At 60.7% G+C, this 19,772-nt stretch carries 15 protein-coding genes; 5 read left to right on the top strand and 10 right to left on the bottom strand.

Annotation, left to right across the window (positions count from 1 at the left end; all coding sequences use genetic code 11):
• Positions 1-19 precede the first annotated feature (19 nt).
• The 8 genes from ACM6J5_RS13185 to ACM6J5_RS13150 all read right to left on the bottom strand — a co-directional run bounded on the left by ACM6J5_RS13185 (position 20) and on the right by ACM6J5_RS13150 (position 10,062).
• Positions 20-1,354 (bottom strand): MFS transporter, encoded by a 1,335-nt coding sequence (locus ACM6J5_RS13185; RefSeq protein WP_414928664.1) that lies wholly within the window; start codon positions 1,352-1,354, stop codon positions 20-22.
• Positions 1,355-1,503: 149 nt separating this feature from the next.
• On the bottom strand, positions 1,504-2,445 hold the full coding sequence (locus ACM6J5_RS13180) for an electron transfer flavoprotein subunit alpha/FixB family protein (RefSeq protein WP_414928663.1): 942 nt from the start codon (positions 2,443-2,445) through the stop codon (positions 1,504-1,506).
• The gene (locus ACM6J5_RS13175) at positions 2,446-3,195 is read right to left on the bottom strand and encodes an electron transfer flavoprotein subunit beta/FixA family protein (RefSeq protein ID WP_414928662.1); all 750 of its coding nucleotides are present in this window, start codon (positions 3,193-3,195) and stop codon (positions 2,446-2,448) included.
• Positions 3,196-3,409: 214 nt separating this feature from the next.
• Positions 3,410-4,984, bottom strand: a complete 1,575-nt coding sequence (locus ACM6J5_RS13170) for an arylsulfatase (protein ID WP_414928661.1) — start codon at positions 4,982-4,984, stop codon at positions 3,410-3,412.
• Positions 4,985-5,026: 42 nt separating this feature from the next.
• Positions 5,027-6,169 (bottom strand): acyl-CoA dehydrogenase family protein, encoded by a 1,143-nt coding sequence (locus tag ACM6J5_RS13165; protein WP_414928660.1) that lies wholly within the window; start codon positions 6,167-6,169, stop codon positions 5,027-5,029.
• Between the two features lie 10 nt (positions 6,170-6,179).
• A complete protein-coding gene (locus tag ACM6J5_RS13160) occupies positions 6,180-7,376 on the bottom strand; it encodes an acyl-CoA dehydrogenase family protein (protein ID WP_414928659.1) in 1,197 nt (398 codons plus the stop codon).
• Positions 7,377-7,484: 108 nt separating this feature from the next.
• A complete protein-coding gene (locus ACM6J5_RS13155) occupies positions 7,485-8,570 on the bottom strand; it encodes a Zn-dependent alcohol dehydrogenase (protein ID WP_414928658.1) in 1,086 nt (361 codons plus the stop codon).
• 79 nt (positions 8,571-8,649) lie between these two features.
• Positions 8,650-10,062, bottom strand: a complete 1,413-nt coding sequence (locus ACM6J5_RS13150; protein ID WP_414928657.1) for a coniferyl aldehyde dehydrogenase — start codon at positions 10,060-10,062, stop codon at positions 8,650-8,652.
• 272 nt (positions 10,063-10,334) lie between these two features.
• On the opposite strand from ACM6J5_RS13150, the gene ACM6J5_RS13145 reads away from it, so the two are divergent.
• The gene (locus tag ACM6J5_RS13145; protein WP_414928656.1) at positions 10,335-12,908 is read left to right on the top strand and encodes a LuxR C-terminal-related transcriptional regulator; all 2,574 of its coding nucleotides are present in this window, start codon (positions 10,335-10,337) and stop codon (positions 12,906-12,908) included.
• Positions 12,909-13,015: 107 nt separating this feature from the next.
• Here ACM6J5_RS13145 and ACM6J5_RS13140 read toward each other — a convergent pair whose 3' ends face one another.
• Both ACM6J5_RS13140 and ACM6J5_RS13135 read right to left on the bottom strand, forming a co-directional pair.
• Positions 13,016-13,666 (bottom strand): TetR/AcrR family transcriptional regulator, encoded by a 651-nt coding sequence (locus ACM6J5_RS13140; RefSeq protein ID WP_414928655.1) that lies wholly within the window; start codon positions 13,664-13,666, stop codon positions 13,016-13,018.
• Between the two features lie 11 nt (positions 13,667-13,677).
• Complete coding sequence (locus ACM6J5_RS13135; protein WP_414928654.1) at positions 13,678-14,463, bottom strand: enoyl-CoA hydratase/isomerase family protein; 786 nt, start codon at positions 14,461-14,463, stop codon at positions 13,678-13,680.
• A 142-nt stretch (positions 14,464-14,605) separates the two neighbouring features.
• On the opposite strand from ACM6J5_RS13135, the gene ACM6J5_RS13130 reads away from it, so the two are divergent.
• From ACM6J5_RS13130 to ACM6J5_RS13115, 4 genes are all read left to right on the top strand, one after another.
• Positions 14,606-15,748: an acyl-CoA dehydrogenase family protein gene (locus ACM6J5_RS13130; protein WP_414928653.1), complete on the top strand. Its 1,143-nt coding sequence runs from the start codon at positions 14,606-14,608 to the stop codon at positions 15,746-15,748.
• A complete protein-coding gene (locus ACM6J5_RS13125; RefSeq protein ID WP_414928652.1) occupies positions 15,745-16,866 on the top strand; it encodes an acyl-CoA dehydrogenase family protein in 1,122 nt (373 codons plus the stop codon). Before ACM6J5_RS13130 ends, ACM6J5_RS13125 begins: the two co-directional genes overlap by 4 nt.
• Before the next feature lie 55 nt (positions 16,867-16,921).
• Complete coding sequence (locus ACM6J5_RS13120) at positions 16,922-17,884, top strand: NAD(P)H-dependent flavin oxidoreductase (RefSeq protein ID WP_414928651.1); 963 nt, start codon at positions 16,922-16,924, stop codon at positions 17,882-17,884.
• Between the two features lie 312 nt (positions 17,885-18,196).
• Complete coding sequence (locus ACM6J5_RS13115) at positions 18,197-19,000, top strand: enoyl-CoA hydratase-related protein (RefSeq protein WP_414928650.1); 804 nt, start codon at positions 18,197-18,199, stop codon at positions 18,998-19,000.
• Positions 19,001-19,772: the final 772 nt, after the last annotated feature.

Genomic DNA, 19,772 nt, shown 5'->3' with positions numbered 1-19,772 from the left:
ATGAACCAATCAGGACTGACTACGGCTTTACACGCTCCGTCAGGTGACTGGCCGGAATGGCCACCAGCAACAACACCGCGCCCACCACCAAAACACCCGCGATAACATCGAACGCCAGGTACAAGTCCCCGGTCGCCGATTTTATCGCGCCCACCACGATCTGGCTGATGACCCCGGCCATGCCACCGATGCAACTGATGACCGCGATGCCCACCGCCGCTGCCGAGGGTGACAGCAAGGCTGGTGGAATGCTCCAGAACAGCGACAGCGCGGACAGCGCGGCGGCGGCACCGATACTCATGAACAGTACAGACAAGACCAGATGATCCTGAACCGGACCCAGCAGAAAGAAACAGGTCGCGCTGAGCAGCAGGGTCAAGCTCACATGCCAGCGCCGTTCCAGACGTTTGTCTGAACTGCGGGCCAGCAGGTACATGCCGATCAAGGCGCCCATGTAGGGCACGCTGGCCAACAGTCCGATGGTCTTCAGGTCCTGCACGCCAAACCCGCGTATCAAAGTCGGCATCCAGTAAGACACCGTGTTCGAGCCGCTATAGATGCAAAAGAATACCAGGCCGGCCACGTAAACCCGAGGATTGTGCAGCACTTGCACCAGACTGGCATTGGGCGTGTCCGCCGGACGACCCTGGGTCAGGCCTGCCTGGAGCATGTGTTTTTCCTGCGCCGTAAGCCAGCGCGCATCGTCCGGTTTATCCACCAGCCAGAACCAGCCGAACAGCCCCAGCAGCATCGCCGGGACACCTTCGAGTACAAACAGCACCTGCCAGTCGCGCAGCCCCAGCCAGCCATGGAAATGACTCATGATGGTCCCGGCGAGCGGCCCGCTGATGATGCCGGCCACCATGGCTGACATCAGAAACACCGCGGTGATGCGCGCGCGCAAGGCAGATGGAAACCAATACGTCAGGTACAAGATCACGCCGGGAAAGAAACCGGCTTCAGCCATGCCTAGCAGAAAACGCGCGACGATCAACTGATTCGCCGTGGTGACAAACGCCGTGGCCACCGTGACCATGCCCCACAGCACCATGATTCGGGTCAGCGTGGCCCGGGCGCCAATGCGTTGCAGGTAGATGTTGCTCGGGACCTCGAACAAGATGTAGCCCAGGTAAAAAATGCCGGCGCCGATGCCGTAGGCGGCATCGGTAAGCCCGATGTCTTCGGCCATGCGCAGCTTGGCGAAGGACACGTTCAGCCGGTCGATGGTGTTGATGGCGTAGGCCAGTACCAGGTAAGGCAACAAACGCAGGATGACCTTACGGTACACCGCGCGGGTTTCCTGGACGGAATAATCGGATGTCGCCGGCAGGTAGTGCTCAGCAGCATGGCTCATGTTGCTCTCCTTTTCATGGGCGAAGCACAATCCTGTAGGAGCGAGCCTGCTCGCGAAGAACGCATGAACAACGCATTTACTCAGAAAGAATGCGTCATCGTTTACGTCCATCGCGAGCAGGCTCGCTCCCACAGGGGTGAGCGGTGTATTTAGAGGGTTTGTTCGAGTTCCGGGACTGCTTCGAACAGATCAGCCACCAGGCCGTAGTCGGCCACCTGGAAGATCGGAGCTTCTTCGTCCTTGTTGATGGCGACGATGATCTTCGAGTCTTTCATGCCCGCCAGGTGCTGGATCGCACCGCTGATACCGACGGCGATGTACAACTGTGGCGCGACAATCTTGCCGGTCTGGCCGACTTGCATGTCGTTGGGCACAAACCCGGCGTCGACCGCTGCACGCGACGCCCCGACCCCCGCACCGAGTTTGTCGGCGAGGCTGTACAGGTATTTGAAATTGTCGCCGTTCTGCATACCACGTCCGCCGGACACCACGATTTTCGCAGCGGTCAGTTCAGGACGATCGGACCTGGCCAACTCTTCGCTGACGAAGCTGGAAATACCCGCATCGTGCGTCGTGGATATGGCTTCAATCGCAGCGCATCCCCCCTCGGCGGCAACCGGGTCGAAACCGGTGGCGCGCACGGTGATCACTTTGACCGCGGCGTTCGACTGCACGGTAGCGATGGCGTTACCGGCGTAGATCGGGCGCTTGAAGGTGTCGGGGCTTTCTACCGAAATGATCTCGGAGATCTGATCGACATCCAGCGCCGCGGCAACGCGCGGCAGGATGTTCTTGCCGCTGGACGTGGCCGGTGCCAGAACATGGCTGAAGATGGTGTGCTGCTCGATCACCAGGCTGGTGACCAAGGGTGCAACATTTTCAGGGAGCTGATGGGCATAGACCGGGTGGTCAGCCAACAGCACTTTGGCCACGCCGGCGATTTTTGCGACGGACTCAGCCAAGGCACCCACACCCTGCCCTGCAACCAGTACGTGGATATCACCACCGATTTTGGCGGCGGCAGCCATGGTGTTCAGCGTGGCCGTAGCGACGGTGTTGTTGTCGTGCTCCGCGATTACCAGGATAGCCATTCAAATCACCTTCGCTTCGTTTTTCAGTTTCTCGACCAGTTCCGCCACGGACTTGACCTTGATACCTGCGCTGCGTGTAGCCGGCGCTTCGACTTTGAGGATCGTGTTGGTGGATGAGGTGCCAATGCCCAGTGCGTCCGGAGTCAGCACTTCAAGCGGCTTTTTCTTGGCCTTCATGATGTTTGGCAAGGACGAATAGCGCGGGTCGTTCAAACGCAGGTCGGTGGTGACGATGGCCGGCAGCTTCAGGGAAACCGTCTGCATGCCACTGTCGATTTCACGGGCAACAATGACCTTGTCGCCGGCAATCTCGACTTTCGACGCGAAGGTGCCCTGCGCAAAACCCGTGAGTGCGGCGAGCATCTGCCCGGTTTGGTTGTTGTCGCTGTCGATGGCCTGTTTGCCGAGGATCACCAGTTGTGGTTGTTCCTGATCGACCACGGCCTTGAGCAGTTTGGCCACAGGCAACGAGCTCAGTTCGTCATTGCTCTCGATCAGGATGGCGCGATCGGCACCCAGTGCCAGCGCCGTGCGCAGTTGCTCTTGAGCGGTGGCAGGACCGACACTGACCACTACGACTTCTGTGGCTATGCCCTGCTCTTTCAGGCGTACGGCTTCTTCCACGGCAATTTCGCAGAAGGGATTGAGGGCCATTTTTACGTTGGCCAGGTCGATGCCGGACTGGTCCGCCTTGACGCGAACCTTGACATTGAAATCGACCACGCGCTTTACGGCTACGAGGACTTTCATCAGAACACTCCAAAAAAAACATTGAACAAAAAAGACTGCTTTCTGTAGGAGCGAGCCTGCTCGCGAAGCACTCAAGAGCAACGCGGTTACCCAGAAAACACGCGTTAACGTCCATCGCGAGCAGGCTCGCTTCCACAGGTTTATGCGTCGACTGTCGTGCTCCTGGACGACACTTATTCTGTGGGAGCGGGCTTGCCATAGTGAGCGGCGGCGATCAATTCGCAGGTGCAGTCTTCTGCAAGCCCATCAGTGCTTTCTTCACTGCCAGGCTTTGGTAGTTGATGTTGCCGGGGTTGAGGCTGACGCCTTCCTGGAACGGGTACTGGCTCAGCGTTGCCATAAAGGCCTTGACCTTGGCCTGGATCGGCACCAGCAGCCACGCCTGGTCGGCAGCCCAGCGCTTGGCCATAGGCGATTCCTTGCGCGCGGTCTGGAACGGGTCGGCCAGCAGGTTGGTCAACACCGGTACATTGGTGACCTTGCGCGAAGCGCTGGCGAAATCCCCGGTCATTTGCGCGAACGCCAGCCGCCATTCCCGCCAGCGGATCGCATCCAGATCGCCCCCCATGCTGAAGTAGAAATACTCCTCGCGTGGACTGTCCTTGACCTCACCCTTGAAGAACGGCAGGAAGTTGTAGCCGTCCAGATGCACGCGGAACTGCTTGCCGTTGAGCTGTGTGCCTTTGGCCAGGTCCGCCACCAGATTCGGTGCGCCGGCAGCCGCGGCCAACGTCGGCATCCAGTCGTTGTGGGCGATCAGGTTGTTGGCGTGAGTACCGGGTTTGAGCACCTTCGGCCATTTCACCAGCAACGGAACGCGATGCCCGCCTTCATTGGAAGTGCCCTTCTCGCCGGCGAACGGTGACGTGCCGCCATCAGGCCAGGAGAACTTCTCCGCGCCGTTGTCGGTGGTGTAGATCACGATGGTGTTGTCGGCGATGCCCAGGTCATCCAGTTTCTTGAGCAACTGACCGACCTGCCCGTCATGCTCGACCATGCCATCCGGATACAGACCGACGCCGGTCTTGCCTTCGGACTCTTTCTTCAGGTGGGTCCAGATGTGCATCCGGGTGGCGTTGAACCAGACAAAGAACGGCTTGTCGGCCTTGTGCGCCTTGTCGATGAAGTTGCCGGTGGCCTGCACCAGTTCGTCATCAATGGTTTCCATGCGCTTGCGCGTCAGGGGACCTGTGTCCTCGATCTTGCCGTCTGCGTAGGAATGGATCACACCGCGCGGGCCGTACTGTTTACGAAACTCCGGGTCCTTGGGGTAGTAGTAGGTTTCCGGTTCTTCCTCGGCGTTCATGTGGTACAGGTTGCCAAAGAATTCGTCGAAACCATGGTTGGTCGGCAAATGCTTGTCACGATCACCCAGGTGGTTCTTGCCGAACTGGCCAGTGGTGTAGCCCTGTTGTTTCATCACGTCGCCGATGGTCGGTGCCCAATCCGGGATACCGTGTTCCGAGCCGGGCATGCCGACAGTCAGCAGCCCCGTACGGAACGGGTGTTCGCCCAGAGCAAAAGCGGCACGGCCAGCTGTGCAGGACTGTTCGCCGTAGGCATGAGTAAACAGCACGCCCTCCTTGGCGATGCGGTCGATGCTCGGCGTTTCATAGCCCATCATGCCCTGGTTGTAGGCACTGATATTGAAGATGCCGATGTCATCGCCAAAGATGACCAGCACGTTCGGTTTGTCGGCGGCAGAACTGCACAGTGATACGGCCAGCAGAACGCTCGCGACGGTAATGTCGCGCAGCCGCTTGCATGGCAAACCCCATGACCTGGTCATGATGTTGTCTCCCTTATTGTTATGTGATGAGGATCGACGGACCTAGGCGTCCTGCATGGTCTGGCTGTAGGCCTGCAAATGATGGTCATCGTCGCCAAACTGACGGGCGATCATCAGCAGGTGTTTGGCGTGATGCGACAGCACGTATTCCCATGTCAGCCCGATCCCGCCATGCAGCTGGATGCCCTGGTCGGCGACAAAGCGCGCGGCACGGCAGACGACATACTTGGCGGCGGCCAGTGTGCGGCTACGCTCCAGGCTATCCGGTTCGTCCGCCACGCACGCCGCGAGCAGGGTCATCGAGGTCGCCTGATCCAGCTCGATGTGCATGTCGACCATGCGATGCTGCAGGGCCTGAAACTTGCCGATGACCTGCCCGAACTGTTTGCGGGTCTTGAGGTAGTCCAGGGTCAGTGCGCAGGTCGCCTCCAGGCTGCCAACGGCTTCCGCGCACTGTGCGGCAATGGCGCGGCCCTGTTGATAGCGCAATGCATCGAGTGCCTTGCCGTGTTCACCCAATACCGCGGCGCTGCTGACGAACACATTGTCCAGGAACAGATCGCAGGCCCGGCGGCCGTCCATGGTCGGGTATTCGCGCACGCTCACCCCCGTCGTTGCCGGGTCGACCAGGAACAGGCTGATGCCAGCCTCGTCACGCACACTGCCGGATTCCCGCGCCGAGACCAGCAGCAAGCCGGCGCTCTGTCCGCCCACCACCATCGACTTGCGCCCGCTGAGCGACCAGCCACCGTTGACCGCATCAGCACGAGTCTGCACATCGTGCAACTGGTAATGGCTCTGCGGTTCTTCGACGGCCACAGCCAGTTGCAGGTCGGCACTGGCCACCTGTGGTAGCAATTCGCTCTTTTGCGCCGCGCTGCCGAGCTGGTCGATCAAGCCACCGGCAAAGATCACCGATTGCAGCCAAGGTTCCAGGCACAGGCCACGGCCGAATTCCTGGGCCACCAGCATTACATCCACGCCGCTGCCGCCGAACCCGCCAAAATCTTCGGCAAACGGCACCGAGGTCAAGCCCAGGTCTCCGAGCTGTTGCCAGAACTCGCCGCTGAAACCTTTGGCGCTGTCACGAAACTGCTCACGCTGCTCGAAGCCATAGGCATCACGCACCAGTCGGGCAGCGGTGTCTTGCAGCATTTGCTGCTCTTCTGAAAGTTTGAAGTCCATGGTCTGCCCCTTAGAGTTCGAGAATCATCTTGGCGATGATGTTCTTCTGGATTTCGGTGGAACCGCCGTAAACCGAGGCTTTACGCATATCCAGGTACTGGCAGGTCGACGAGTTGCTGAACTCGCTGTGCAGCAACTCGCCGTCATGGTCATAGCCCAACTCCTCCTTTAGAAAAGGATTGGCATAGACCCCGACCGCTTTGCTCAGCAAATAGGTAATCGCCTGACGGATCTCGGTGCCCTTGATTTTCAGGATCGAGCTTTCCGATCCCGGCACTCCCCCGTCGCTGGCCGAAGCGAGGATGCGCAGGTTGCTCATGCCGATGGCCATCAACTGGATTTCCACGTCGGCGATCTGCGCGCGGAACTGCGGATCTTCAATCAGCGGCTTGCCGTTGCGCTGTTCAACACGGGCGACCTGCTTGAGGCGCGAGAGCATGGCTTTGGCAATGCCGATTCCGGCGATTGTCGTGCGCTCGTGGGTCAACAGGTACTTGGCGCAGGTCCAGCCCTCGTTTTCGCGGCCGACGAGGTTGTGTACCGGCACGCGTACATTGTCGAGGAACACTTCGTTGACGTAGTGACCGCCGTCGAGGGTGATGATCGGGCGCACGGTAATGCCGGGCGTCTTCATATCGATCAGCAGGAAAGAGATGCCACGCTGCTGTTGTGCTTCGGCATCGGTGCGTACCAGACAGAACATCCAGTCGGCCATATGGCCGGTGGAGGTCCAGGTCTTCTGGCCACTGACCACGTACTCGTCGCCGTCACGCACCGCGCGGGTGCGCAGGCTGGCCAGGTCGGAGCCCGCGCCCGGTTCGGAATAGCCCTGGCACCACCAGTCTTCGCAATCGAGAATGCGCGGCAGGTAATGCGCCTTCTGCTCGGGCGTGCCGAACTTGATGATCACCGGTCCAACCATGTTGACGCCGAACGGCACGATCCGAGGGGCACCGGCGACCGAACATTCTTCGTCGAAAATGTGCTTCTGTACCGCGCTCCAGCCAGTGCCGCCATGTTCCACCGGCCAGCTCGCCGCCAGCCAGCCTTTGTCGTTCAGGGTGCGCATCCACAGCACCTGGTCGGCCTTGCATACCGACTTGCCCTGGTTGATCCTGGCCGCGATGTCTTCTGGCAGGTGCGCCTTGAGAAACGCCCGGACTTCCTCACGGAATGCCACTTCCTCGGGACTGAAATGAATATCCATCTGCTACCTCAACGGTGAGTCGCCAGCCTGTGGCCGGTCTTGTTTGGGGACGGACTGCATAGGGCTGTCTGCCGTCGCAGGCCTGGGCGCTGCGACGGCAGGACACACTCATTGGTCGAAGAGGATCACCGAGCGTGCCAGCTCGCCCCGGCGCAGTTCGTCGAAGGCCTCGTTGATCTGCTCCAGTTTGATGCGCTGGGAGATCATTTCGTCGAGCTTGAGCCGGCCTTGCATGTAGAAGTCGGTCAGGCGCGGCAAGTCCACCGGGAAGCGGTTGGAGCCCATGAAGGAGCCCTGGATACGGCGCTCATGCAGCAAAGCCAGTGGATCGAGTTCCAGCTTCACGCCGGGCTTGATCATGCCGATGATCGTCGCGGTGCCGCCGCGGGCCAGCATGCCGAAAGCCTGTTCGGCGGTTTGCTTGAGGCCGATGCACTCGAAGGCGTGATGCACGCCGCCACGGGTCAACTCCAGCACCTGTGCGACGGCGCTGCCGTCTTTGGCATTGACCACGTCGGTGGCGCCAAACTGCCTGGCCAATTCCAGCTTGGAATCGAGCATGTCGATGGCGATGACCCGCCCGGCACCGGCCAGTGCCGCGCCGTTGATGGTGGCCAGGCCGATACCGCCGCAACCGATGACCGCAACGGTTTCACCCGGACGCACCTTGGCGGTATTGAACACCGCGCCGGTGCCGGTGGTGACCGCGCAACCGAGCAATGCCGCGCGGTCGAGCGGCATGTCGCGGCGAATGGCGACCAGCGCGTTTTCGTGCACCAGCATCTGCTCGGCGTAGGCCGACAGGTTGATGAACTGGGTCATCGGTTTCTGCACGTAGGTCAGGCGAGATTCTTCATCGACACCTCGCTTGGTGTCCGGCGACACGCACAACGACAGGTGCCCGGTGACGCAGTGTTCGCAATGCCCGCAATAGGCCGACAGGCAGGTCACCACATGATCGCCCGGCTTGACCGTGCGCACCTCGGAGCCCACTTGCTCGACGATGCCCGACGCTTCGTGACCCAGGACCACCGGCATTGGAAACGGATAGGCACCGTCGACGAAATGCAAGTCGGAGTGGCAAACGCCCACCGCAACGGTGCGCACCAGCACTTCCCGAGGGCCGGGTTTGCTGATGCCGACTTCTTCGATGGTCAGTTGCGAACCGGGAGCATGGAGTACGGCAGCTTTCATATTTTTATTCTCTTTCTTCAAGCAGGAAGTGGGCGACATGGCGAACGCAGTCAGCGCACCCACCATGTCGATGGTTGTCTCAGCGCTTGATCATCGAACCGACGAACTGGCGTACCTGTTCGCTGTACGGAGGGCGCATCGCGTCCGGCCCATCGGCTGCACGCAGCACCGATTTGCCGTGGCTGAAGGTGCGGAAACCGTCGATGCCGTGGTAGCAGCCCATGCCGCTGTTGCCGACGCCACCGAATGGCAGTGTCTCGACACCGCCGTGGCGCAGCACGTCGTTGAGGGTCACGCCGCCTGAGGTGGTGCGATTGAGCACGAAGGCCTCTTCGCCGACATCGTTGCCGAAGTAGTACAGGCCCAGCGGACGCGGGCGCGAGTTGATATAGCTGACCACTTCGGCGAAGGACTTGTAGGTTTTGAACGGCAACAGCGGGCCGAAGATTTCGTCCTGCATGACCTGCAGTTCGTCACCGGGATTGCGCAACAGGGTCGGCACCAACTTGTGGTGCGGCTGGTCGCTGAAGTCCTCACCGGCCGGGTTCAGTTCGATCAGCTCGACGCCCGCTTCGCGCGCCTCACTCAAGTAACCGCGCAGACGCTCGAAGTGACGGGCATTGATCACCGAGGTGTAGTCAGGGTTGTCGAGCAAGGTCGGGAACAGTGTGGCAACCACTTCGCGGACCGTTGCGACGAACGCTTCCTGTTGTTCCTCGGGCACGAATACGTAGTCTGGCGCCAGGCAGATCTGCCCGGCGTTGTGCAGCTTGCCGGTGAGGATTTTAGTGACCGCGACCTTCAGGTCGGCGGAGCGCGAAATGATGGTCGGCGACTTGCCGCCCAATTCCAGGGTGACCGGCACCAGGTTTTCGGCGGCAGCGCGCATAACATGCTTGCCGATGCTGCTGGCGCCGGTGAACAGCAGGTGGTCGAACGGCTGCTGGCTGAACGCATGGCCGATGTCAGGGCCGCCGGTGATGATCGCGACTTCGTCCTCGGCATACACTTCGCGGAAGATCCGCGCCAGCAATGCGGAGGTTTTCGGGTTGTATTCCGAGACTTTGATCATCACCCGGTTGCCGGCGGCCAAGGCCCCTGCCAGACCGTTGAAGACCATGTTCCCCGGGAAGTTCCAGGCGGTGAGAATGCCCACCACGCCCAGCGGCTGATACTGCACCCAGGCCTCGCCGCGGTCGGTGGCCCTCTGGTCCGGTTGCATCCATTCGGCGATTTTGGCCTTGGTATACTTCAAGGATGCCAGCGGCCCCAGGACGTCCAGCATGCGTGAGAAGTCATGACTGCGATGACCGAAGTCTGCCGACAAGGCTTCGATGATATCGTGCTGGTAATCGACCAGCAGACCGATGGCCCGGTCAATCAATTCGCAGCGCTGCTCGGCTGTCCACGGCGCACTGGCCAGGCAAGCGGCACGCTGCTTGTCCAGGATCACGCGAATATCGGCAGCATTCAGGTTTTCGTTGGCACTCATGGTGTTCGGACTTCCATGCAAGGGTGGGCGGTTCGGGAGCTGCCAATCCTGTGTCGGCCCGCTACACTGGCGGGCTCGAACCCTGAATCGGGTGTCGCTCATGACAGGCGATACTAGAAAGGGCCGCACCGGCGCGACGACGACCAAAGGTAGGATGCATGGAAGGTTTTGAACGTAGTTCCAACGAACCAGCACAGGGAGCAAAACCGCCCGTTCGCGCAGGCAAATTCCTCGCGCCCGCCAGCCTGCCTGGTCAATTGGAACGTTCGGCTTTGCTTGCACAACTCGAACAGCACGAAGGCGTGCGCCTGATCCTGATCAGTGCCTGTGCCGGGTACGGCAAGACCACACTGATGCAGCAGTACCGCGAACGTTGCCTGGCTGATGGCCGGCGTGTGTTGTGGTGCAACCTTGATGCCCTGGATAACGATCCGCAGCGCTTGAGCCAGGTACTGCTCACTGGTCTGCGCGACGTCGGTTTGATCGATGCCGGCGACAGTTCCCAGGCGGACAGCAGCGCGGTGCAACGGGAGCACTGGCTGCTCGACCACATCAGCGCGAGCAACGGGGCGTTCACCCTGCTGATGGACGAGTTCGAAGTCATCGAGCAGCCGCCGGCCCTCGAATTCATCCAGCGCCTGCTCAAGGCGTTGCCCATCGATGCGACGTTGGCCATCGCTTCGCGCACAACACCGGATATCAACCTGGGTCGGTTACGGGCACGTGGTGAACTGCTGGAGGTGACCACCGATTCATTGCGCCTGAGCATCGACGAGACTGCCACTTACATCCTGCAAAAGCGCCAACTGCCGTTGGACGCTGCCGACATCGACAGCCTGCATGAACGCACCGAAGGCTGGATCTCCGGGATTTACCTGGCCACCCTGTCCCTGCAACGACACAGTGATCCGGCTGCCTTCATTGCCTCATTCAACGGTTCCAACCCGGCGCTGGCGGAGTACCTCGCCGAAGATGTGTTGGCCCGCCAGACCGGGCAATGCCAGCAGTTCCTGTTGCAGACCAGCGTTTTGTCACGGTTCTGCCCGGCCTTGTGCGATGCCGTCACGGGCCGCAGCGACAGCAAGTTGATGATCGAGTCATTGGAACGGGACAACCTGTTCGTGATTGCCACCGACGACCAGCGCCAATGGTTTCGCTATCACCCGCTATTCGCCGACTTCCTCCTGCAAACCCTCAAGCAACATCCGGACAAGTTCGAGCAGCAACATCAAAAGGCGGCGCTCTGGTATTTCGCCAATGCACGGCCGGTCGAGGCCCTCGAGCACCTGTTTACCGCGCACGCCGTCGACGAAGCGGCCTCGCAACTGGTGCTGCATATTGACGAACTGGTGGAAAACGGCCATGCGAGCCTGCTAATGCGCTGGCTCTCGCGCATACCCGTCGAGATACGTGATTTGCATCCGCGCCTAGGCATTGCCTACGCTTGGGCCCTGCTACATGCCCGTCGCCACAAGGACGCATTGCACGTCCTGGAAAACCCGGCGCTGGCGCAAGAGCACCACTACGTTTATCCGCTGTTGCTGCTGATCGGCGACCGTGTCGACGAGGCATTGATCGCCGCCACTGAGCTGTTAGAGCAACTCGGCCTCCAGGACAAGTTGCAGTATCGGGTCACGGCTTTTGTGGAAATCTGCTCGCTGTTCTACACCGGTCGCTTCGACGAAGCACGGAAAAAACTGGGCAGTGCCGGGATGCGCGAGGCGCAAAAAGAGTCGACCTACCTGCGCGACGTCACCGATGCGCTGGAAGCGATGCTCGACCTGACCCAAGGGCAACTCGACAGCGCCCTGACCCGCGCGGACGCTGCCATGCGCCGCAGTCGCGAGACGTTGGCCGGTACACCACCCGTGGGCTTCCCGGTCCTGCAGACCATCCATTGCGTAGTGCTCTACGAAACGGACGCGGTCAGCGAAGCGCGGCAACGACTCACTGAACTGCTGCCCTATGCCAAGGAGCACGCCGCACCGGACTCGTTGATCAGCACCCATGTGTTACTGGCCCGCCTCGCCTACCTGCACGGCGACCGTCCGGCCTGGATGCGTTACCTGGCCGATCTCGACCAATTGGGCCAGGTGGCCGGTTCCACGCGCATTCTCTGTTCGGCCTGGCTGGAGCGGGCGCGTATCGCCACCCTGGAAAATCGTCTGGATACCGCCGATCACGCCATGCGCGCCGCCGAGCAACTGAGCGACTGGGAGCAACCGGGCGTAACGTTGAGTGCCAACGACGTCGACACGCCTTTCATCGCTCGCCAGCGCCTGCGTATCGCGCAAGGTGAAGACGGTTGCGTCGAACCACTGCGCCAGGCCATGGAGCTCGCCCTGCAGCGGCACCAGCATCGCCGCGCACTCAAATTGCGCCTGTTGCTGATCCTGGCACTCGATGGCGTGAAACTGCACAAAGAAGCCTTGGAGCAATTGACGGTGGCCTTGCGCTTCGCCAGCCACGTCGGGTTTGTCCGCACCTTTCTCGATGAAGGCGCGCCCCTGGCGGCCGTGTTGGAGCGCTGGTCGGTAACCTTCCATGGCCAGGAAGAGACGCTGGGTATTCGCGCCGGTTTCGTCAGCCTGTTGTTGCGCGGCGACAGCAGCAGCAAGAAAGTCGAGCCCAAGCGCGAAGACGAGGCGCAGTCCAGCCTGTCCACCCGTGAACTCCAGGTGGTGCGCTTGCTGGCACTGGGTTACCGCAACCGCGAAATCGCCGAGAAAATGTTCTTGTCAGAGCTGACCGTGAAGTCGCACCTGCGCAAGATCAACACCAAACTCGGAGCCGGTGGTCGCACCGAGGCGGTGTCCATCGCACGGGCCCAGGGGTTGCTAGACTGAAAGTATACCCCCTGTAGGAGCGAGCTTGCTCGCGATGGACGTTAACGATCACTCGTTCTTTCTTGGTAAACACGTTGCTCTTGAGGTCTTCGCGAGCAGGCTCGCTCCTACAAGGGCCGCACGGATGCCAATGCGTTTTCAATGAATGCCAGCATCTGCGTGTGCACCAGTTCCAGATCGACGCCCGCAGGGTTCAACAGGACCTGCAACATCATCCCGCGCAACGTACCCAGGAACAGCAAGGCGCCCGTCATGGGATCCACGTCCGCGCGGATCTCACCGCTGTCGATGCCTTCGTGGATATACCGTGCCAGGTGCTTTTGCACCGAAAGGTTGTATTCGGCGAGGACCTGCACGGTTTCCGAGTCCTGGGTCACGGCTTCCGACATCAGGGCCAGCAGCGCGCGGGTATTGACCCAGTCGCCATTTGGGCGCGCCAGATAGACACTGACAAATCCCTTGAGCGCATCCATTCCCGGCCGCCACTGCGGCGACCGGGCTTGTACCAGTTCCATGAACGTCGCGTTGACGAAACCCGCCAGGGCACGCAGCAGACCGGCCTTGTTGCCGAAATGATGCGTTGCAAGGCCACGGCTGTAACCCGCCTCCTCGCCCACCTCCGATAGCGTCATGCCTACCCAGCCCTTGCGCGCGACGATCTGCCGGGCAGCGATCAACAGGCGTTGTTCCGCCTCGGCGCGACGCTCCAACTGAGTGCGCCGTGACGTTGGCTGGGTGGTTTTCTCAACGGGTTCCATCGGGTAATTCCTTACTGTCCTGTAAAAATGGGCGTGCGACGTTCGGCCATGGCGCGGGTGCCCTCAGCAAAATCGGCGCTCACAATCTGCCACTCCTGCTCCGATGCCTCGCGATCAATGATCCGGTCAACCGCATCGGCCAGGCCCATGCGCAGGGTTTCACGACTGGACATGACCGCGCCGGGTGCCGAGGCGGCAATTTCTTCGGCCAGCTCGCGGGCTTTTTGCCGCTCCAGGCCGGGCCCGGCCAGGACATCGGCCAAACCGATGCGCACGGCTTCGCGGCCATCGATGCGGCGCCCGGTGGCGATGAGCAGCGAGGCCATTTGCGGGCCGACCAGACGCGGCATGGTAACCGAAATCCCGAAGCCCTGATGAATGCCCAGCCGGTTGAAATTGGCCGAAAACCGCGCTTTTTCACTGGTCACTCGGAAGTCCGCGACCAGCGCCAGGCCCAGGCCGCCACCGATTGCGGCACCCTCGACCACACAGATCAACGGCTTGCGATTGCGAAACAGACGCACGGCTGACTTGTAGACACGACGCGGGTATTGCGGGTCGCGCTGATCGTCTCCGGAAAAGTCGGCACCGGCACAAAACACCTTGCCTTCAGCCTGCAGGATGACCACCCGGCACTGTGGCAACTCATCGAGATATTGCAGTGCGTCGGCCAGGTCATCGATCAGTTCGGCATCGAAAAAATTCAGCGGCGGACGATTGAAACCCAAGGTCGCGACATGGCCTTCAAGGCCCAGCGTAAGGCCGCGGCCGGGGGTAAAAGAGGTGTGGATGGACATGAAGGCTCCGTGTCTTTGGCGATTTTCAAGAGTGGCAGCGGCTTGATTCGCTGCCAGGGTTGCTGTTAGCTTATTTACTTGTTGGGCGTTCAGCAAGTTAGAAAAACAAGACAACCACCACTCTTCACATGAGCAAAAAGCCATGCAGGCACTCGATATCCGTCCCTGTCAATTGGACGCCAGAACCCAGGTTTTACGGGCTGAAGTGCGCGAGTTTGTCGCCGAGACACTGAAGGACTACCCGGCCCACGAACGGGCGAAAAACTGGAACGGCGCCGATCCCGAATTCAGCCGCAAACTGGGCGAGCGCGGTTGGCTGGGCATGACCTGGCCCAAGCGCTACGGCGGGCACGAACGCAGCGCCCTGGAACGCTACGTGGTGCTCGAAGAACTGCTGGCCTCCGGCGCGCCGGTCAACGCGCACTGGATCGCCGAGCGACAGTCCGGCCCATTGCTGATGAAATTCTCCCCCGACGTGCTGGCTCCGCGACTGATGCCTGCCATCGCACGCGGTGAGCTGCTGTTCTGCATTGGCATGAGCGAGCCGAATGTCGGCTCCGACCTGGCGTCGGTGCAAACCCGGGCGGTAAAAACCGAGGGCGGCTGGATCGTCAACGGCAGCAAGGTCTGGACCACCGGCGCCCACCGCTGCCACTACATGGTCACCCTGCTGCGCACCGGGCCGAAGGACGAGAGCAACCGCCACGCAGGCCTGTCGCAACTGTTGATCGATATGAGCGCTACCGGCGTCACGGTGCGTCCGATCTACAACATGCTCGGTGAGCACGACTTCAATGAGGTGTTCCTCACTGATGTATTCGTTCCCGACGAGTTCGTCATTGGTCAGCCAGGCGATGGCTGGAAGCAAGTCGGGGCTGAACTCGCACTCGAACGCAGCGGCCCGGAACGCTACCTGAGCAGCACTCAGCTGTACCTGGAAATGCTCGACGCCGCCGACCCACAGGATTCGCGCCACCGTGTCAGCCTGGGCCGCGTCGCCGCGCGCTACGCGGTGCTGCGGCAGATGTCCCTGGGCGTCGCCGGCATGCTCGCGCGTGGCGACAACCCGGCGACACCGGCAGCGCTGGTCAAGGATCAGGGCGCCCTGCTCGAACAATCCCTACCCGACCTTGCCCATGACCTGTTTGGCGGTACCCGCCAACCCGGTTCCCGACTCGACCAGGTAATGCGTTACCTGACCCAGACTGCCCCGTCGTTTTCCCTGCGTGGCGGCACCCGCGAAATTCTTCGCGGCATCATTGCCAGAGGATTAGGACTGCGATGAACCAGGCCACCCACTATCAAGCGATGGACGACAGCGCACCATCACAGTTGCAATCGATCATCGCCGACAGCGTCGAGCGCCTGTTCGCCGAACAGATCACCCCTCAGGTGCTGGCCAGTTTCGATGCCGGTCACGCCGCGACAGGGTTGTGGCAACAGGTGGTCGAGCAAGGTCTGCCCGGCGCCCTGATGGCCGAAGAAGCAGGCGGCAGCGCTGCAAGTTGGCTGGAAGTCAGCCCGGTATTACGCGCCATTGGTTACTGGAGCGCGCCACTGCCCCTGGGCGAAACCATGCTCGCCTCGCTGCTGTTGGCCCGCGCCGGCCTGGAGGCGCCCGAAGAGCCGATGACGCTGATTCAGATCGGCCGCCTCGGTGACCTGGTTTTGACCGGGGATGGCCATCTCAAGGGTCGCGCTTACAACGTGCCGTGGGCCCGCAGCAGTCGCTGGGCGGCGGTATCCGACGGCACAGGACAATTGGCGCTGGTGGACCTGCGGCAGACTACCGTCAGCCTGGAGGCCGGCAGTAACTTTGCTGGCGAGGAGCGCGATACCCTGCACTTCGCCAACGCTCGCACTCACTCCATTGGCCACCTGCAGTTGGCCGATGTGCAAGAGCCTGTCTGGCTGTTCGGGGCGTTGATCCGTGCCTGCACGCTGGTCGGCGCACTGGAGTCGAGTCTGGACAAGGCCGTCAGCTACGCCAATGAACGTTCCCAGTTCGGCAAGGCCATCGGCAAGTTCCAGGCGATCCAGCAGCAACTGGCACAGATGGCCGGCGCCATCGGTGCCGCGCGTATGGCGACACAAGTCGCGCTGCGCAGCGCCTGCGATGTCCTGCAAGCCGAAGCAGGCAGTCACAGCAGCCTGGCGTTCGATGTAGCCGTGGCCAAAGTCTGTGCCGGCGAGGCGGCCACGCTTGCCACATCAATTGCGCATCAGGTTCACGGGGCGATCGGTTTCACCCACGAACACACCCTGCATTTCACCACCCGCCGCTTGTGGTCGTGGCGCGACGAGTTCGGCAGCGATTCACAATGGGCCGAAGTTCTTGGCCTGGCGGCGATTGCTGCCGGTGGCAAAGGCTTCTGGGCGGGACTGACACAGCGCCAACTCTGACACCATGGGCATGAGTCCGTTAACGGGCCATGCCTCCCACCCTAAGGGCTTCTCGATGTCGTTACCCGCTGTGTTATCCGACCGTCTGCGGCTGCCGCTGGTTGCCGCGCCGTTGTTTCTGGCGTCCACCCCAAGGCTGGTCGAGGCTCAATGCCGCGCCGGTATCGTCGGCTCGATGCCGGCGCTCAATGCGCGCAGCGCCGAGATGCTCGACGACTGGCTGGCGCAGTTGAGCGAAGAGCTACGCCACCCTCTTGCGCCCCACCAGCCGTTGCCGGCGCCGTTTGCGATCAATCAGATTGTCAGCCGGTCGAACCAACGGCAGGAGCAGGATCTGGCACTGCTGGTCAAGCACAGGGTGCCAGTGGTGATTACCAGCGTCGGAGCGCCGGGTGAAGTGGTCGACGCCGTTCACAGCTACGGCGGCATTGTCTTTCACGACGTGATCAGCGTACGGCACGCCGAAAAAGCCGTTGAAGCCGGTGTCGATGGCATTGTCGCCGTGTGCGCGGGTGCCGGCGGGCATGGCGGCACGTTGAATCCACTGGCTTTCGTCAACGAGATCCGTCGTTTCTACACCGGGACCGTGTTGCTCTCCGGCGGCTTGACCACTGGCAAGGATCTGGTGGCCGCGCAGATCATGGGCGCTGACCTGGGTTACATCGGCACGCGGTTTCTCGCCACCCGGGAATGCGAAATCGATGAGGCCTACAAACAAATGCTGCTCGCGTCCAACGCCGATCAGATCGTCAACACGGCACTGTTCAGTGGCCTGCGCGCCAACTACCTCAAACAGAGCATCGCCCGCGCCGGCCTGGACCCGGACAACCTGCCGCCACCACCGGCACAGGGTGGTACCGGCGGGCATAACGGGGCCAAGTTGTGGAAGGACATCTGGGCTGCGGGCCAGGGTGTGGGGAACATCGATGATATTCCCGGCGTGGAACAGTTGATTGCGCGTTTCGAGAACGAGTATCACGCCGTGCGGTTGCCCGCACAGCGCTCTGCTTCGGTGTGAGCAGAGCGGATTCAGCCTGCCCGTTTGTTGCCCCAACCGGGGTATCGCCAAAGCTTTTGCTCAGAACGGTGCCAATGTTTCCGTGCTGGGGCGCGATGGGGAAAAAGGCCGCGACAGCCGCCACCGAATTGGGCCCGCGAGCCTTGGGACTGGCCGCCGATGTGCCCCCCCCCCCGGAGCGCTCGACGCTGCGCTTCGACAGGCCGTGGATGGTGGTTACTCGTAAGGCGGCGTGATGGCCAGTATGTACGGATGAACCCAGGAAAAGAGCGTCCTACAGGAACTTTCAACCACAGCCAGGAGTAAAACTTCATGAGTTACCAGACAATTATCTACACCCGGGAGCAGGCCGTTGCAGTCATCACACTGAATCAGCCGGAGCGATTCAATCCGCTCAGCGCCACTATGGTCGACGAGATTCGCGATGCGCTCGCCATGGTCCGCGCCGACAAAACGGTGCGAGCTTTGCTGTTCAAGGCTAATGGCAAGCTGTTCAGTTGCGGTGCCGATCTAGGGAGCGGAGCGTTCAATGCGCAGAGTGAATCGCGAGGCACGCGGGCAGGAAAAACCATGCGCAATGGAATAAACCCCATGATCGCCGAGTTTCACGAACTCCCGGTGCCCGTAATAGTCGCTGTTAACGGTGGGGCCGCAGGCGGCGGTGTGGGATTGGCACTGGCGGGAGACATCACTCTTGCAGCGCACTCGGCCTATTTCTATCTACCGTTCGTAAAAAAACTGGCCTTGGTACCGGATGCTGGTGCGTCCTGGTTCCTCCAGCGTCGCCTGGGCAGCGCCCGCACCTTGGCGATATGTCTTACCGGCGAACGCTTATCAGCCAAGAAAGCCGAGCAGTGGGGACTGATCCACGCTTGTATCGACGACGAAGCCCTACTGCCGACTGCGATGGAAATGGCCCGGCAACTGGCTCGTTTGCCTGCTCATGGCGTCATAGAGGCACGTCAAATATGTGAAGCAGCCAGCCGCAATGATCTACGCACTCAACTGGAATACGAGGCGAATCGTCAGCAAGAACTGTTCGACCATCCGGCGTTGGAGGAAGGTGTCAGGGCGTTCTTTGAAAAGCGCGATCCCGATTTCTCCGGGCGTGAGTAATTTACTGTGGCCAGGCTTGAAATTTTAAGACCCACAAGAAACTGGATGAACTTTGCTGCCTGTTTAATTCCTGTCGAATTTCCAGACGATGCCGCGATCACTGGCAGTGAATAGACACCCTCCAAGACTGATTTTTTCATATTAAATCTGGATTCTACGAGCCACCAGTTTGAGTCGAAGCTGCCCAAACGATGGGAAGCCAAAGGCCACGACCAAAACTCGCTGGCCACCGGACAGACATGCAGTGAGGTCCATGCCTTGGCGGTGTGCAGTGGGTGGTACAAGGCGAGTATGGAAGAGCCGGGTGGGATCTACGTCTTGATCCCTTTATGGCATCAGGCATTGAGGTGTGGTTGGCTGATCAGTGCAGACGCGACATAACTACAGATCCAAGCCGAGCTATGCTTCCCTGGACCTGCTCGCCAACTTCACCGGATCACAAACCTGCTCAATTAACGACCAGCAGATTGCAGGCCCTGTATTCCGCAGGGCCTGGCTCATTATCCACAGATATACCCACGTCTTTTGTGGATAGCTTTGACTCCTATACGTGCACTCCTAAGAAAGCAGAGGCATTCTGCGGCCTGCGCGGCTCCCAATAGCTATTTGAACCCGGTATCGCCAGGTAGAACTACCGGAAGGCGGTAAGCCTTCGTCGGCCTGATGAATATAAATTGATAGGCAAGTTATCGGCGGCTGGTAAGCGAAGAGAGCCTTGGATCCTGAAAGCACCAAGAAAAGACGATATTGACCTAAAGACCATGCTAGAGAG

This window comes from Pseudomonas sp. IT-P74, assembly GCF_949768175.1.
Classification (GTDB): domain Bacteria; phylum Pseudomonadota; class Gammaproteobacteria; order Pseudomonadales; family Pseudomonadaceae; genus Aquipseudomonas.
The sequence above is the reverse complement of the archived record's forward strand: the minus strand, read 5'-3'. Positions and strand labels throughout refer to the sequence as shown.